At 42.3% G+C, this 16,364-nt stretch carries 11 protein-coding genes and 1 pseudogene; 4 read left to right on the plus strand and 8 right to left on the minus strand.

All coding sequences use genetic code 11. The features are described from left to right. Positions 1-11 precede the first annotated feature (11 nt). From P7F88_RS08290 to pepE, 3 genes are read left to right on the plus strand one after another with little or no spacing between them, the layout of a single operon-like run. A complete protein-coding gene (locus P7F88_RS08290; protein WP_277823613.1) occupies positions 12-830 on the plus strand; it encodes a MurR/RpiR family transcriptional regulator in 819 nt (272 codons plus the stop codon). A gap of 53 nt (positions 831-883) precedes the next feature. After that, positions 884-2,245, plus strand: a complete 1,362-nt coding sequence (gene dcuC, locus P7F88_RS08295) for a C4-dicarboxylate transporter DcuC (protein ID WP_277823615.1) — start codon at positions 884-886, stop codon at positions 2,243-2,245. 20 nt (positions 2,246-2,265) lie between these two features. Further along, positions 2,266-2,997 (plus strand): dipeptidase PepE, encoded by a 732-nt coding sequence (pepE, locus tag P7F88_RS08300; protein ID WP_277823617.1) that lies wholly within the window; start codon positions 2,266-2,268, stop codon positions 2,995-2,997. Between the two features lie 345 nt (positions 2,998-3,342). Here the strand turns inward: pepE and P7F88_RS08305 are convergent, their stop codons facing one another. From P7F88_RS08305 to P7F88_RS08320, 4 genes and pseudogenes are all read right to left on the minus strand, one after another. Next, positions 3,343-4,533: a GGDEF domain-containing protein gene (locus tag P7F88_RS08305; RefSeq protein WP_277823619.1), complete on the minus strand. Its 1,191-nt coding sequence runs from the start codon at positions 4,531-4,533 to the stop codon at positions 3,343-3,345. Further along, positions 4,523-5,554 (minus strand): alcohol dehydrogenase catalytic domain-containing protein, encoded by a 1,032-nt coding sequence (locus P7F88_RS08310; RefSeq protein ID WP_277823621.1) that lies wholly within the window; start codon positions 5,552-5,554, stop codon positions 4,523-4,525. Before P7F88_RS08310 ends, P7F88_RS08305 begins: the two co-directional genes overlap by 11 nt. Before the next feature lie 562 nt (positions 5,555-6,116). Beyond that, entirely contained in the window at positions 6,117-8,762 is a 2,646-nt protein-coding gene (mngB, locus tag P7F88_RS08315; protein ID WP_277823623.1) for a mannosylglycerate hydrolase, read from the minus strand. Between the two features lie 244 nt (positions 8,763-9,006). Continuing rightward, positions 9,007-9,477: pseudogene (locus P7F88_RS08320) on the minus strand (fructose PTS transporter subunit IIA); the annotation flags it as partial. Positions 9,478-9,715: 238 nt separating this feature from the next. On the opposite strand from P7F88_RS08320, the gene P7F88_RS08325 reads away from it, so the two are divergent. After that, a complete protein-coding gene (locus P7F88_RS08325) occupies positions 9,716-10,435 on the plus strand; it encodes a GntR family transcriptional regulator (protein WP_277823625.1) in 720 nt (239 codons plus the stop codon). A 62-nt stretch (positions 10,436-10,497) separates the two neighbouring features. Here P7F88_RS08325 and P7F88_RS08330 read toward each other — a convergent pair whose 3' ends face one another. From P7F88_RS08330 to P7F88_RS08345, 4 genes are all read right to left on the minus strand, one after another. Further along, positions 10,498-11,580 (minus strand): protein kinase family protein, encoded by a 1,083-nt coding sequence (locus P7F88_RS08330; protein ID WP_277823627.1) that lies wholly within the window; start codon positions 11,578-11,580, stop codon positions 10,498-10,500. A 174-nt stretch (positions 11,581-11,754) separates the two neighbouring features. Then, positions 11,755-13,185, minus strand: a complete 1,431-nt coding sequence (aspA, locus tag P7F88_RS08335; protein ID WP_277823629.1) for an aspartate ammonia-lyase — start codon at positions 13,183-13,185, stop codon at positions 11,755-11,757. A gap of 193 nt (positions 13,186-13,378) precedes the next feature. Beyond that, positions 13,379-14,680 (minus strand): anaerobic C4-dicarboxylate transporter, encoded by a 1,302-nt coding sequence (locus P7F88_RS08340; protein ID WP_277823631.1) that lies wholly within the window; start codon positions 14,678-14,680, stop codon positions 13,379-13,381. Between the two features lie 380 nt (positions 14,681-15,060). Next, on the minus strand, positions 15,061-15,981 hold the full coding sequence (locus tag P7F88_RS08345; RefSeq protein ID WP_277823633.1) for a LysR family transcriptional regulator: 921 nt from the start codon (positions 15,979-15,981) through the stop codon (positions 15,061-15,063). Positions 15,982-16,364 lie beyond the last annotated feature (383 nt).

Below are 16,364 nucleotides of genomic sequence, written 5' to 3' on the forward strand. Positions count from 1 at the left end.
AATTAAAGCAAATGAATTCTTTAACTCCTACGGAAAAAGTCATTGCAAACTATTTCGTAAATAATTTTACTGTACTACCCTACGCTAAAGTTGAAGAGTTATGCGAAAAAATAGGCATAGGGAAAGCAACCCTAGGTCGTTTTCTTAACCGCCTTGGTTTTACAGGCTTTTTAGAATTTAAGAAAAAAGTGTCCGATGATCTTGTTATCGATCTGGCAATACCAATCGAGCGCTGTAAAGAAAACGAAAAAGGCGGTAAAACAGATTCGTTGCTCAATGAACATCTTCAAGAAACACAAAAAAACCTTGAAGCCACATACAATCTGCTTTCTCAGTCGGATTTCAATGCTGCTATAGACCACCTTCTAGACCAGAAAGGAAAGCTGTATGTACTGGGAAGTGCCTCTGCAGAAGCACTTGCGAACTACTTCTTTTTACTCGCAAGATATTTAAGAAAAGATGTCGAGTTGCTTAAGGCCGATACCTCTACACTCCCGCACCAACTGGTTGATGTCAACGAAAACGACACGCTTCTAACGATCACTTATCATCGATTTTCCAATAACACGATTCAGTGCACCCGTTGGTTTAATAAATATGGGGGACGAATTATTGCGATTACCGATCAACAAGTTAACCCTCTAGTATCTTATTCTGACATATTATTTACCGTAGATAGCCAAAGCGAAAGCATCTTTAATAACCGTACTTCTGGTTTCTTTTTAATCGAAGCATTAATAAAGGGAATGTCATCCCGTATAAATAGTGAAGATCGGTTTGCCAAAATAGAAAACACATTTAACGAATTTAATATCTTCAAAAACAATTAATTAATAATTTAAAAATCAATTTAATTTATCAATATTCATTTTAGAGGTGAGTCATGATCACATACTTAGCTATACCTATAATATTCTTAGTTGGATATTTCATAGTCAAAAAATATAACACTCAAGCCGTTCTACTCGCAGCGGGTCTGACAATGATCGCGCTGGGTGTGGTCGGTGGAGCAGAAGAGTTCCTGCCCAAAGGAGGCAAACCTACCGGTTCGGTTATTGTCGATTTTTTTGAGGTGATCAAAGTTATCGCATCTTCAACACTGGCTAAGCTTGGCCTGATAATCATGGCAGTGGGTGGCTTTTCCAAGTACATGAGCCACATTGGCGCTGCTAATGCAATGGTTCAGGTCGCAACGAAACCTCTGTCTCATATTCAGAACCCTTATTTAGTACTGGCAATGGCTTATATCATCGGTCAGTTGATTAACGTGTTCCTGCCTAGTGCCACTGGACTTGCCTTATTACTTTTGGTTGCAATGTACCCGATTCTGGTAGGTGTGGGTTGTAACCCAGCGGCAGCGGCTGCAGTAGTAGCAACCACTGGCTGTCTGGATTTAGGTCCAGCTTCTTCAGCGGCGAACAAAGCAGCGGAAGTTTCCGGAATTGATGTTGCTACCTATTTTGTTAGCTACCAGCTAATGGTTTCTGTTATCGCAATGTTGGTTATTGCAACGCTACATTTCTTCAGTCAGCGCTACTTCGATAAAAAAGATCAAGAAAAGGGCGTTACTCATGAGTTTAATCTGAAATCAGAAAAACAGCGCGATGTGCCTAAATGGTTCGCTTTTTTACCCGTACTTCCACTATTCCTTCTACTCACATTTAGCAAGTTCGGTATCGCTTCAATCAAGATTAATGTTGTCACTGCAATGTTTATCTCGCTGTTTATCTCTATGTTATGTGACTTCATCTTTACTCGTGATGGCAAGTGGGTATCAGACTCCCTTAAAGTTTATCTGAATGGTATGGGAGCTGTTTTTGCGAGCGTTGTAAGCCTGATCATTTCTGCAAAAGTATTTGTATCTGGCCTGAGTACTATTGGGTTTATCGATATGTTACTTGGTTCTGCGTCAAACCTTGGCTTTGGTTACCTGGCAATGGTACTCGTGTTAGTCGGTATTATTACCATCGTAACCCTGCTATCTGGTTCAGGTAACGCTTCATTCTTTAGCTTCTCTAACCTTGCTCCGGATGTAGCTGCACAGGTAGGTGCTCACACAGCAGCAGTAGCACTGCCAATGCAGCTAGCCTCGGGTCTAATGCGTTCGGCTTCCCCGGTAGCTGGCGTTATTATCGCTTGTGCGAGCGTTGCCAACGTATCTCCTATCGAGCTGGCAAAGAGAACTGTTATACCTATGGCAGGTGGCCTGATCACTGTCCTTGCAACTTCTCAGTTGATGATTTAACTAAGCAGTAAGGATCAAGAATGAACGTACTTCTATTTAGTAACGGCAAAGCAAACCCAGACCAGGCTTTACTGGAATATGGCTCGGACTGGATCGCTCCTGCTATCAAAAAAACAGACGCAAAACGGCTGCTCTTTATCCCCTATGCCATGCTCAGAGGGGAATATGACGATAGGCTAAAACTATTGCAAAAAGAGTTTGACCGTTATGGTGTATCCATCTCGGGGATTCACCAACACGACGATCCTGTTATCGCGATAGAAGAAGCTGATGGGTATATTGTTAGCGGCGGCAATACATGGGTTCTTAACAAGCAATTGCATGACCTTGGGTTGGTAAGACCGCTCAGAAAGGCAATCCTTTCTGAAGATAAACTTTATATTGGTTGGAGTGCGGGGACGAACATTGCCTGTCCGACAATTCGAACTACCAATGATATGCCGATCGTATCTGCATCGATTTTAACTGCGCTTAATCTGGTTCCGTTTCAGATTAATCCGCACTACGTAGATGCGACCATTTCCGGCCATATGGGAGAGTCACGCGACGAACGAATTGAGGAGTTTTTGATTCAGAATCCGTACGAACTTGTCGTCGGCATTTGCGAAGGGACAATGCTGCAGGTAAGTGGCGATACACTCACCTACCACAGCTCAAATGGAAGCCCTATGAAGTTATTTCAGAGCGATAAAACACCTTCACTCTTCAATACCGAAGATGATATCAACCATCTGATGTCTGTTGGTTGCTAACCCCTCAGACAAAATCGAAAAAATAGCCATATACTCAAGTGACCTCAAGATGCAGGATTCAGAGCTACATCAGAAGCGTTAGTTCAAGGAAAATATTTGTAGGAATGGCATTCCCTTTCAAAAATATTTGACGAAGAAATCACGCTTCTGATGAGCTCCCGAAGGGTGAGTTTTATTCGCTTCTACTCTACGTTACTGATTTTTGATGTAGAACCACTATACCTTCAAATCAGTGCCTTGATTAAAAGCGAATAAATTCTCGCTGAAAATGCATCTTGAGGTTACTTGAGTATACATCATAAGCTGTATGGCTATTTTTACCTTCAACAGGTTCAGGTGTCGAATTTAAGGTATCGAATGGAACTCGACCCTATTCCGCCCTGTTTGCTTGGCTTTATACAGCGCCTTATCCACCAGCCGGACTAACATATTCAGATCTTCTACAGGCAGGGATGAGCTTACGCTAACGCCAAAACTGGCAGTGATCTTAACCTGTGATTTAAATTCTTTCGACGCTATCTGCTCTCTCAGTAACTCTGCTTTTTTTACACTGCTTTCCAGGTCCATCTCATTTAAGACGATAAGAAATTCCTCCCCGCCCCATCTTGAGACAACATCGGTATCTCTGCAGTTGAGTTTAAATAGTTCCACCAATTCTCTTAATACATCGTCACCGATGTCATGACCACAGGTATCGTTCACCTGCTTAAAATGGTCTATATCGATAAGCACCACAGAAAAGCGGACGTTGCGCGCATAAAGATCTTTTACATATCTGGTAGCGTATCGCCGGTTATACGCTAGGGTAAGTGGATCGACATTGGCTTCTTTTACCAGGTTATCAATACACTCCTGTAGGTACTCAGTTCCCTGTAACAGCGCTGCACCCGAGTCGGAATTCCGCTCTGCCAGCATACTCATTGCATGGCCAATCGAGTGTTGCATCTGCAGTAACGAGATATATCTCAGAGTAAGTTTGATATGATTTTTTTCTGTACAGGATAGAGGGGTAGCTCGTTCAACCACGACTATATAATTCTGATACTGACATACATATAACTCACCCGTAGAGACCTTTACCGAATATTCATCGGACTTAAGCAGTTTGAGCCTAGCAATCTGAATGGTATGTTGACTTAGCTGTTTCGAAATGACGACCTCTTCGCCATTTAACACGCCATACTGCTCAGTATCGCCAAGAAAGTGCATAAGATTGGAACAAAGCAGCTTTTCGAAATCTTGCTGACCACTGCTTTCTGCGATGCTGCGAAAGTCTCTTTTTATCAGCTTATATTTACGGGAAAGCTCATCAAAATGTTCTACGCTTTCCAGCATCTGAACCACTTGCTCCCGAACCTCTAGCTGCTGTTTCGGTGTTGCTGTATCCGGAACACCAAAAAACAGCCCTGTAGAACTGAGCGGGTACACTGTATAACCATCTGGAAACTTATCAGCAGAATCACTCAGCGACACCCCTCCGGCATCCCCTATCGCTGATATCAGCTCTTGTAGCGTTGTCTTCTGCTTATTCAACACTCGTTACTATCCTCACAAAAGTATCTCTGTCCAATTCTGCCTGGTAATAACCTTCTTCCACAAGCTTATCAAAGGGAACTCTGGTAATCAGACTGTCAAAGTTTACGCCAAGATCGGGCAATATATCCTTTAACAGCTCGACATCTTCCATATTGTACATATACGATGGCACGTAAGACTTTTCTTCAACCAAAGACTCAACAGGCGTGACAGATATAGGAAAGAAGTAGGTGCCGATAGAAATAACGGTACCACCCGGCTTTAAAAAGGTTGGTGCCTCTTCAAAAGCTTGCCTCTCGTGAAGGGGATCTTTTCCTGCTGCATCGACAACAACATCAAACTCACTGACAAGTTGTGCCTGCGTATCGACGACATTAAATCCAAGGCTTTCTGCTTTTGCGAGTCGATTGGGAAGATGATCATACATCGTCAGAGCCTGTGCTCCCAATTTTCGCCAAACTGCAGCACAGGAAAGCCCCACAGCCCCGGCACCAAGAACCAGAACCTTTTTATTTTCCAGGGATTCGCCATAACGATGGTAGGAGTGGGCAGCAACAAGAAGTGGCTCAACAAAGGTCAGCAACGATTTGTTTTCAACCTCAATGACATTGTCTGAATTCACGGCAGAGTATTCGCAAAATCCACCGTGAGCCCCAGCAAGACCGTAATAGGCTTTATGGGTACAAAAATGAACGTTCCCGGCTTCACAATGTTCACACATGCCGCACGATACAAGTGGTAAGACTGCGACGGTTTTACCTATCCACTGTTTTGAAACCTGGTCACCGACTTCAACAATATCCCCGCCATATTCCTGACAAGGGATCAAAGGTAACCCCATCCCTGTAAGCGCATTTGGCTCAGGAGATAGGATAAAAGGTCCTTCGATAAACTCATTAACCTGAGTCTGACTTAGTCCGGCATCCGTGACCTTTATAAGCACCTGATGTGGTTCAACTTTCGGAACTGAAAGTTCTTCGAATCGTATATCCCTGCGATTGTAATAGAGTAGTGCCTTCATTACTGCCTCACATACGAACTACGTAATTTATATTTTAGTAATAGACTTGGAACTAACCTAGAAAAAACAGCAATCAACATACAAAACCTTGACTGCCTTAAATATTGCCAAAAAAAACCCATCCGTTCGGATGGGTATCAGGCACAATTGCTGTTTGACGATCGATTGTTTGGTCGTGCCTCAATTTACCAGTCATATGACATTAATGCGAAACATGTGTCTACGGGGGTGAGACTTGTTTGCACGAGCCCTAATGTCATAAGTGGGCTGATATAGGGGATTCCATCTACCAGCACCAATCGGTAATATTTTTCATCAGAAAAAGTTAAAGAACTCACGCTGCTTTGATTTCAATCCAGTCAGATGCCCCCTCGATAACCTTCTCTCAAACAATGTCAGCATGAGTTCCTTAATCTGTATATGTTCCCAACATAACAATGGTGAAATTTACCTCCCTCAAAATTGAGGGAGGTGGAGCCTGTAAAGGGGGAGTTTGGCTCCAACCCTCTTCGCTAGAAAAGAGGGAATCGACATCTCACTATCGTTATTTATTGCTACTTACTTAAAACTTAACTTTGAATGTCTTGGCCTGACATTGTGCCAGTGTACCAAACGAACCAGCTTCAACCGCTTCAACGCCCGGACGAGGCTGTTCATCCATCTGTACTTCCACCCAGTCAGTAACAGGTTTATCAAATGCGATGCTGCCTTCAGACATTGCCGTTTCAGATGGGTTGTATACACGCAGAATTAGCGCGTCTTCATCTTCGGCCTTCTTCAGTACGCTCAGTACCACGCCCTTCATATCTTCCTTAAGCATGCTGTAAGTCATTGGTAGATTCTGCTCGCCAACGTTCAGCTTCATTGCGTTGTAAGGAATCTTGTTGTAACAAGCGATTGGAGTAACGTACTCACGAGCCTGAGACATAACGTCTGCAGAGATATGGTCACCCGCAAAGCCACAGATAGAGAAGTTACAAGCCAGTTTGCCACGAGTCTGAGAATCCGGAGCAGGAATCTTGATACCTGAAGGACGACCAGGGCGAAGTAGCAGGTTCTCTTTACCAAGAACGCCAACACCACGTAGCAGAGTCAGAGCGAACGTATCGCGCTTCTCGTTACCCTGAGAGGAAATCACTTCAAACTCACGTAGACCGTTACTGAATAGTGCTATACCACCTGCCTGATTTTCTACTGCAGCAAAGTTCATTAGCTGGTATACAGGTACCGGAGCTTCTTTCCACTTCTCTTCTTCCCATTGAGCCATTGCCGGGTCTTGAGTAGGACGAGTGATAACACCGAACTGGTTGTCAGCAACGACCGTTTCAGATACCCACGGAGTCGGGATAAGCACACGTACACGGTGATCATCAGCCTGGTTGTCCAGTTCCATACTCACGTCGATCCGACGAGAACCTTCACGCAGGATTACCTGAGCTTTAACATCTACAAAACCATCCTGATTGGTACGCTCTTCACGAGCTTCAAGGTCAGTCGGAACATTCATGCGGAAAGCGATATTTGCTACAGACTGGAATGCCTGCTGTTCAACGCTTGTTTCTACATCAAACTCGTCAGAGTAGATTAACCACTCTTTACGAGAAGGAGAGTAATCGTACTCATCACCGTCATCAGAACCATCTTCCAAACGCAGAACCTGGTCATACTCATGCTTGGTTTCTTTATCAAGAATCGTTAGCGTACCGTTCGCGTTTACAGTGATAGAGTAGAATTCATTTTCAAGTACATTGCCTTCGTTAGCGACTGCTTTCTGAGCACCTGATTCGTTACACTGAATATGCAAAGTTGTGTAACCCATCGCTGGTACTTTGATCTTCAGCTGAATGTCGTACTCTACAAATGGGTCGTAGTTTCCGTAGTGAACGATCTGACGGTCAATCTTGCCCGGGTCGATAACGCGAGAGTCTTCTATGAAGTACTCAACATCGTTACCCGCTTCGTCAAAGATTTTGAATTCGTTCGCACGGATAGTGATCATAGTGTTCACTACTTCTTCACGTGCATAAGGCATCAGGTTGAAGAATGCTAGCTTGTCACAGCCTTCACGCTCTGGCATGTGGTCAACAATCTTACGCTTGTAGAAGTTGATAAGGTTAGTTGCCATATCATCGGCGAGGATGTAACGAGCAAGAATTTCAGCGTGAACCTTATCTGAACAACAACAACCGATAGAGTCGTGAGCGTGGTTCTTCATGCTCTCTTTCCACATTTTCTCAATCAGGCCGTGGTGGTATTCAAAACCAAGGTCGTAAGCGATAGATGCAAGCGGCTCAAGGATGTTAACAATCTTGTTCTCAACTTCAGCGTGGATAATCTTGATATCCATACGAGTTGAAGAAATGGTACGGTGAACACGCATGTATTTACCGTCGTTGAACTCACCTTTGATAGTGTCAAGCTGGTCACGCATTGCTTCGATACGCTCAAACACCTCTTCGTAGCGGCTCATTACAAACTCACGCTCTGGGTAGATTTCACGCAGGCTATCCATAACTTCAAAGATGTCTTTCTGAATAGGCATCTGGTCGTGACCGTTAGGAAGCAGGATATCTTTAGTTACTGATGCGTTTTCAAGAACCGGGAAGTATTTGTCCAGGCGACCACGCAGACCTTCTTCATCTTGAGGAAGGTATTTACCGATAGCGTAACCAAGTGGAAGAACCTGTGCGGTTACTTCACTTCCATCGTTCGACTGCCATAGGAACTCAGTTTTATCAGTGCCGTGACGCTCTGAACAACCACGCCAGAACATAGTTCGGTTAAAGCCAAAACCGTTATAGATCATTGGAAGCTGAGAACTCATCGAGAATGAGTCAGGCAGGTAACCAATCTTCATTGGTTCACCTAGCTGCAGAGCATCACGCAAACCGTACATCATGTTACGTACGATAGACTCGCCAGACACCTGCATTGTATCTGTCTGAGAGTACCATGGACCAACGATTAGCTTGCCTGCTTCTACAAGTGATTTAACACGATCTAGATTTTCTGGCTTGATAGCGAAGTAGTCTTCAAGAACTGCTGTCTGACCGTCAAGAACGTAGTATTTATATTCTGGATCATTCTCTAGACGAGTCATGATCTCTTCCATGTTGTTAACAAGAAGGATACGAGACTCTTCAGTTGTGAAATACCACTCACGGTCCCAGTGCATATGGGGAGTGATATGAACGCGAGATATAGTCATTGTAAAGTACCTGAGTTTATCGCTACTAAAAGCCAGCGAAATTTAAATTGTGTATAGCCAAAAATTTGTATGCCAACATGACTGTTGTTAGTTGAGCCGGCTTACCGGCTCTTCGTATTCGGGTTAATTAGCCTTTAAACCAGCTAGCAACTTTTCCGAAGAAACCCTGAGGTTCTTCTTTTGCAACTGGTGCAGCCGCTGCCGGAACAGGTTCAGCTACAGGCTCAACTGCTGGTGCAGGCGCTTCTTCTTCACTTTGCTCATCAAAAATCGCCAGAATTTCGTCTGCAGTTGTTGCGTTAAGCGCCGCTTCACGAACTTCATCATCAATTAATGTAGAAGTCAGAGCCGTTAGAAGGTGCATGTGAGTGGAACCTGCTTCAGCGTTTGGAATTGCAATAAGGAAAATCAGGTTTACGTCTTCCATCTCGTCTTCGTCAATGCCTGGCCACTGAACATCTTCTTTCAGTGTTGCAACTGCAAATGCCGCTTCTTTAACCGCATCTGTTTTACCGTGTGGTACTGCAAGACCTTCACCAAGCGCAGTTGCGCCGTGTTCTTCACGAGCAAATACTGCTGCAAGGTACTCTTCTTTATCATTCAGTTTGCCCTGCTGGTCTAGTTGCTCAGCCAACGCTTTAATTGCTTCGTCACGGCTTGCGAAAGTAGTTTGCAGGTTAATCAGTGCTGGATTTGTCAGAGTTGTAAGATTCATAAACCGGGCCCCTATTGATGTATTTGGTAATTTGTACGCTATTTCAGTACAACTATAGCTTAATAATACACAAACCATACAAATCTACTGTGATCTATATCTCATTTAATACACATTTGTATTTCTTTTGTATTAGGTATACAAAATTTAACTCAGATTGTTATTGTCTTAAACCTGGTAATTTGTATCATGTAGCAATATAAGAACTGAGAAACAACACCAGAATAAAGAGGTACAGATGGCCAGACTCCCTATGTACAGACAAATCGCCGATGCCATACGAGAGAAAATTGGTACTGGTGAATATAAGGTTGGAGAAGCATTACCAACAGAAGCTCAACTTAGAGAAGAGTTCTCAGTTAGCCGTGTAACCGTTAGGCAGGCACTGAAGCTTCTGATCGAAAATGGAGAGCTGGAAAGTGTACAGGGAAGTGGCACCTACGTTAAAGCAAGTAAGGTAAATTACGATATTTATCAACAGACAAGCTTTAACGAAAAATGGGCCCATCTGAATGTCGTCACCCGTAGCGAAGTACTGGCGTTTGAAATTACGCTTCCAAGTCTCACCATGGCAGAGCACCTTAATGTGACCGAAGACGAACGCATCTTTTATATAAAACGCGTTCGATTTATAGATGAAAACCCGATTACAGTTGAAGAAACCTGGATGCCTCTGGCTCTGTTCCCGGATTTGACTTACGAGGTAATGAGAAACTCGAAATACGACTATATCGAGAATCAAAAAGGTATGGTTATTGACCGCAGTGAACAGGAGATCGTTCCTGTGTTGCCGCCTAATAAAGTATCTGATCTTTTAGGTATTGATCCAAGTCAGCCAATCATCGAGAAGAGAACCCGGAGTTATCTGATGGATGGAACAGTATTTGAGTACAGCCGAAACTATTTTAAATCAACAGATTACAAGTTTACTCTGGTCGCTAAACGCCATAAAGGCTAATGAGAGCCTATACAGATAATACAACTTTGATACACAACGGCTGAGTCATCCTCAGCCGTTTTTTATACCTGATATTCAATAACCAGCTGTTCTATTTCCATATATTTTCTGATCAACTCAGAACGCTTCTTACCACTATTACCGTAGAAAAGCGCACCACTTTCATTAAGTAGGTCATAGCGCTTATCAAGAAGTTTAATGACTTCTTTAACTCTCTGTTTTGTCACTGGCGTGCAAGATTTTCCGTCTAGATCGTCTTCAATATCAAGCACATGAGAACGAAACATCTCTACAACAAACCTTGTTTCCAACTCTTCTGCGCTGCTGAGAACGAGTTGATACTCCTCAATCAGGCTTACTGTCTGGCGAATCACCAAATCGCTGGCCTCTTGAGACAACAACCAGGCTTTCTTCCGTACCAGCGTATTCAAAGCTTCTTGTTTAACCATACGGTAAATTTGTATCTGTTCAGAATAGTCCATCGCATTGGACAGTAACCAACCAGAAAGGTAGCGCGTTTCAAATCGTTCACAGAAATTGAAGAGAGGGTCACTAGTACCGTTGCTATTGAATTCAACCAAAGGATTAAATCGATACATATAACCGAAATCAAACAGCCATAAATGCTGCTTTTCATCAACAATAATATTACCGGCACACAAATCCCATTCAAACAATCCCGATTGTTCGCATGAAAGCAGGGTTGAGAACAGTTGAGATACGATAGATATGTCCACTTTATTTAGCAGGTTACCTTCCAGCCAGGGAGACAAAATGATCCCTAATCGATAATCGGCATAATTTGTTGTCACTATATTTTCGAATGATTCCGACGTATCCGGGGAATCCTTTAACTTTTGCAGGTCATATCGTCTTTGAACCTCGTTTAAAAACGAAAATCTCCCATCAAGATTGTTAACCTTCGCAACGGCTCTTCTTTTCTTAAGCGTATACTCCTTTCCTTCGATTCTTAAGTGAAAGACTTCCGCGGTTAATCCATTGCTAAAAGTTTCTAATACAAAAGGGGAATCTGCAGTTAACTCGGAAAGCTGAACAGGTGGGATCGGGCAGTTATCTTCCTTTCCAACAATTAGGTTTTGACCGCTTTCATCAAATCGTAACTGCTCTAATTGGCGTGGGTTCACATTGTCCTCCTTGCGACATAATGTCCCATAACAGGCACAATTCTAGTCAATGTAAACGCTTCCTTGCTCATCCTGTAGACAGGAAAAGAAGGAGGAATATAAGGGAGTACAAAAAGGGGGAGATCGACAGATCTCCCCCTTTCTCAATTGCTTAGCCGCCGCTGAGTACCTATGTTATTTAAACAGTTCCGCAGTATATTTTGGTGCCATCAGGTTGCTTGAAGAAAATATTTCGTTTACCTGGTCTTCATTTAACAAGCCTCTTTCTAAAACAACTTGTTTTACATCTTTACCCGTTTCAGCGCAGATCTTACCAACAATATCCCCTTCATGGTGACCAATGAATGGATTTAAGTAAGTAACAATACCGATTGAGTTATATACAAAGTCCTCGCAAACAGTTTCGTTAACTGTTATTCCATCGATACATTTTTCAGCAAGATTAATACAAGCATTACTTAGTAGTTCAATCGACTCAAATATTGCCTGACCAATTACAGGCTCCATTACATTTAATTGAAGCTGACCTGCTTCAGCGGCAAAAGTTACCGTTGTGTCATTACCAATAACTTTAAAACAGACCTGATTTACAACCTCTGGAATAACCGGGTTAACTTTTGCTGGCATAATTGATGAGCCAGCCTGCATTTCTGGTAGGTTGATTTCATTCAAACCAGCACGAGGGCCAGAAGAAAGCAGACGTAAATCGTTACATACTTTAGAAAGTTTTACCGCTAGACGCTTAAACGCACCATGAACAGTAACGTATGCACCACAGTCAGAAGTCGCTTCGATAAGATCTTCAGAAGGTACACAATCAAGACCTGTCGCTTCAGCAAGATATTTAACGGCTAGCTGCTGATACCCTTCTGCAGCGTTCAGACCAGTACCGATAGCAGTAGCACCAAGGTTAACTTCCAACAGTAAGTTTGCTGCGTATTTTAGGTTTTTGATCTCTTCTTTCAACAAGATACTGAAAGCGCCAAACTCCTGACCTACGGTCATTGGTACCGCATCTTGCAGCTGAGTACGACCCATCTTGATTGTGTCTTTGTACTCTACACTCTTCTTATCAAAAGAAGCCTTTAGCTGCTCAATTGATGCGATCATTTGCATGATGCTGTTGTATACAGCCACACGGAAACCTGTTGGATAAGCACAGTTTGTAGATTGGCTTTTGTTCACATGATCATTTGGATTAATGATGTGATATTCGCCTTTCTGGTGGCCTTTAAGTTCTAGCGCAACGTTAGCAACCACCTCATTTGCATTCATATTAACAGAAGTACCGGCGCCTCCCTGATACACATCAGAGATAAACTGATCCATGCATTTACCTGTCTCCAGAATAAGGTCACAGGCCTGGATAATATATCCACCAACATCGGCTGGAATAGTACCTAATTCCATATTTGCACGAGCAGCTGCCTTCTTCGTGTAAATCATACCTTTAACAAGTTCAGGCACATCTGAAATAGTTTTTGACGAGATCGAAAAGTTATTTTTCGCACGTAGAGAATGAATTCCATAATAAGCATTCTGTGGAACTTCCAATTTCCCTAGTAAATCTTCTTCGATACGAAAACCATTTGAATTATTAATCATGACAGCTACCTTTGTTGGCATTTGAAGTACACAGTCATAATCTTATTTATTTAAAAAAAGTACAATGCCGAAAAGTATGAATTGATGCAGTTTCGGCATACAGGAAAGTTCGAAAAAGTTGGGGTATGTCACGTAAAAAAATAGGGAGCAACGCTCCCTATCTTTTTACTATAATATTTTAAATATTAATAAGTTAGATTAATACACCACCAAAAGCGAAGCCCAAAGCTACAGCACTGGCAATCGTAACAACACCCGGAATAAAGAATGGGTGGTTAAATACGTACTTACCGATTCGCGTCGAGCCAGTATCATCCATTTCAACCGCTGCTAGCAGTGTTGGATAGGTTGGTAGCACAAACAGAGCGCTAACCGCAGCAAATGAAGCAACCGCTGTCAGAGGTGCAACACCAATCGCAAGTGCTGCTGGCATTAGAGCCGAAGTTGTTGCGCCCTGGGAGTATAGAAGCATTGAAGCAAAGAACAGAGTAATCGCCAGCATCCAAGGGTGTTGTTCTAGAATGTGTGCAGAGAACTCTTTAATTTCGTTGATATGGCTTGATACAAATGTATCACCTAACCAGGCTACACCTAGTACACAAACACAAGCACTCATACCTGATTTAAATGTCGCAGCATTCGCAATCTTTGATGCGTCAATTTTGGTGATCATCACGATTGCAGTTGCAGCCATTAGCATGATTGCCATAATCGCCTGGTTACGACCGATGGTTGGATGCTCAATTAGGCCAACCGCACCACTGATCATTGTCGCGTATGACACAACAGCGATAATCGCAACAAGGAAGATGTATACCGACATTTTTGCAGAAGGAAGAATATTTCTCTTTGCGCTACCTTGAAGCTTGATAAGGCCTTTTGCCATACGCTCCTGATACACAGGATCATCCTTAAGCTCACCGCCCATCATATTGGCAACAAACGCACCAATCATACAAGCAACAAACGTTGTAGGGATACATACTGCTAGTAGCGTGATGTAACCAACACCTAGTGGCTCAAGAATGCCTGAGAAGAATACCACAGCTGCTGAAATTGGTGACGCTGTGATTGCGATTTGAGAAGCAACAACAGCAATGGAAAGCGGACGGGATGGGCGAATGCCCTGCTCTTTCGCTACTTCTGCTATTACCGGAAGTGTTGAGAAAGCGGTATGCCCTGTACCTGCCAGAATGGTCATAAAGTAAGTCACGATAGGAGCATAAAAGGTAATACGCTTTGGATTTTTACGAAGGAACTGCTCAGCCAGATCAACCAGCCAATCCATACCACCCGCTACCTGCATTGCTGCAATTGCTGTGATAACCGACATAATAATCAGGATTACGTCAACAGGAATACTACCGGCATCCAAACCCAAAAGCATAGTTAGTGCAATCACACCTGCACCACCGGCAAAACCGATGCCTATACCACCTATTCTTGCCCCTAAAAATATAAAGAGGAGAACAACTAATAACTCGACAATTACCATATTATGTTTCCTTAATAACGGTTAATTTTATAAATTTAAACTTTGGCATTGATAGTCAGATATAATTCTTATAAATATAAAAACCATTTATTAAGACAAACATAACCCAACCACAATGAATAAAAATTCAGCGGTATAATTGATATACAATCTATTTATAATCACTCTTGCCGTTTAACAAAACAGCAACTAAAAAGTCAAATGAATTTGATCAATCTAATAATTTATAAGCAGAATACTTTTTTATCTCTAAATTGAGAAATGTTTCGTTTGATGACCGTATAGCAAAATAGCATCACCTAACTTTCTGCAAATGTGATTAAATTCTCTTTAATGACTCCAAAGTTAGTGTATGAAGTTTATGAATTCATTTGTCAGCCCTATGAAAAAAACCTCGGGTTCAAACCGCTAAGCTCTTTGATTGGGCTTATTTTAATCAACTGACTCCAGATAGCTTCACAAGTCGGATGTAGTTTTGATACGTAACGATACACATATAGATCAAGTGGCACCGGCTCTTTCTCTTTAAGAATCACAAGCTGCCCGGATTCCAGCTCTTTTTTTATAGTATAATCTGGTAGCCAACTGATTCCCTTTCCTTGCAAAACAAATTCTTTGTTGAGATCGCTCATCGAAGAGGTAGAGACTATATTCTTCGTCAATGCTTGCTGCGCCTTGTTCAGAGCGCGGCCCATGTAGCTATCAGACGTATAGGCCAAGCTAGGAACATCATCATTTTCGCTGATATCAAATAACGGCTTACCTTCACTATCTGCAACTGATACACAATAAAGAAAACTGCGTCCCAGGTAGATGGACTGATAAGGTGCAACCTGCAGTCTGTCGTCATAAAAAGAGAAGAGAAAGTCACTTTTACCATCGATCAACCGCTCGATCGAAGTATCCACTTCACTTGCAACTATAGATAGGTTTGTGTTTAAGGCTGGGTTAAAAATACCTTCATGTATCTGTGGCAATATACCGATAGCGATGGAATGCGCAGCATTTAACCTAACAGTATGACGACCCCGTACTGAGCTGCCAGACAAACGACCAACTTCTTCGTCTAGCTGAAATAAAATGGATTCTGCGGTAGTCTTAAACTGTTTGCCGGATGTGGTCAGTTCAATGGGAGTCTTGCTTCTGTCGATCAGCACAAGATTCAGTTCGGATTCAAGGGATTTTATACGGCGGCTAAATGCTGGCTGAGTAATGTTCCTAGCGGAAGCAGCTTGTGAGAAACTCCCTAGTTCAGCAAGAGTTATAAAATCACGTAACCACTTAGTTTCAATGTTATTCATCGACAGCCCCCAAAGTTATCACTAAATGAACCTTGAATAAGCTTTCCTTGCTACCAATAGATTCCTTGCAAAATCAATGGCGCATATGAAACCATTAATTTTTTGTTGTTTCAAGCATACTTGTGTTCTTATGACATAAAGAATGAACTTTTGTGTTATCTATCATAGCTCAACCAGAACAACATACTATTAATATAGGCGAAACCACATTTGCCAGCTTTCGAAGCAGACTATTTAGCTTAAGTCTTTAATTAAGATCACAAAGTTAAAATTTATTTCATGCATTTTAGACATTAAGCTAACTTAGATTCGCATTTTACAATGTTTGACCGCAACTTTATTGTGGTAATTATATTTAAACTTGAGTAAAAGTTTGAGAACAA

Source organism: Vibrio hannami, from assembly GCF_029589055.1.
Classification (GTDB): domain Bacteria; phylum Pseudomonadota; class Gammaproteobacteria; order Enterobacterales; family Vibrionaceae; genus Vibrio; species Vibrio hannami.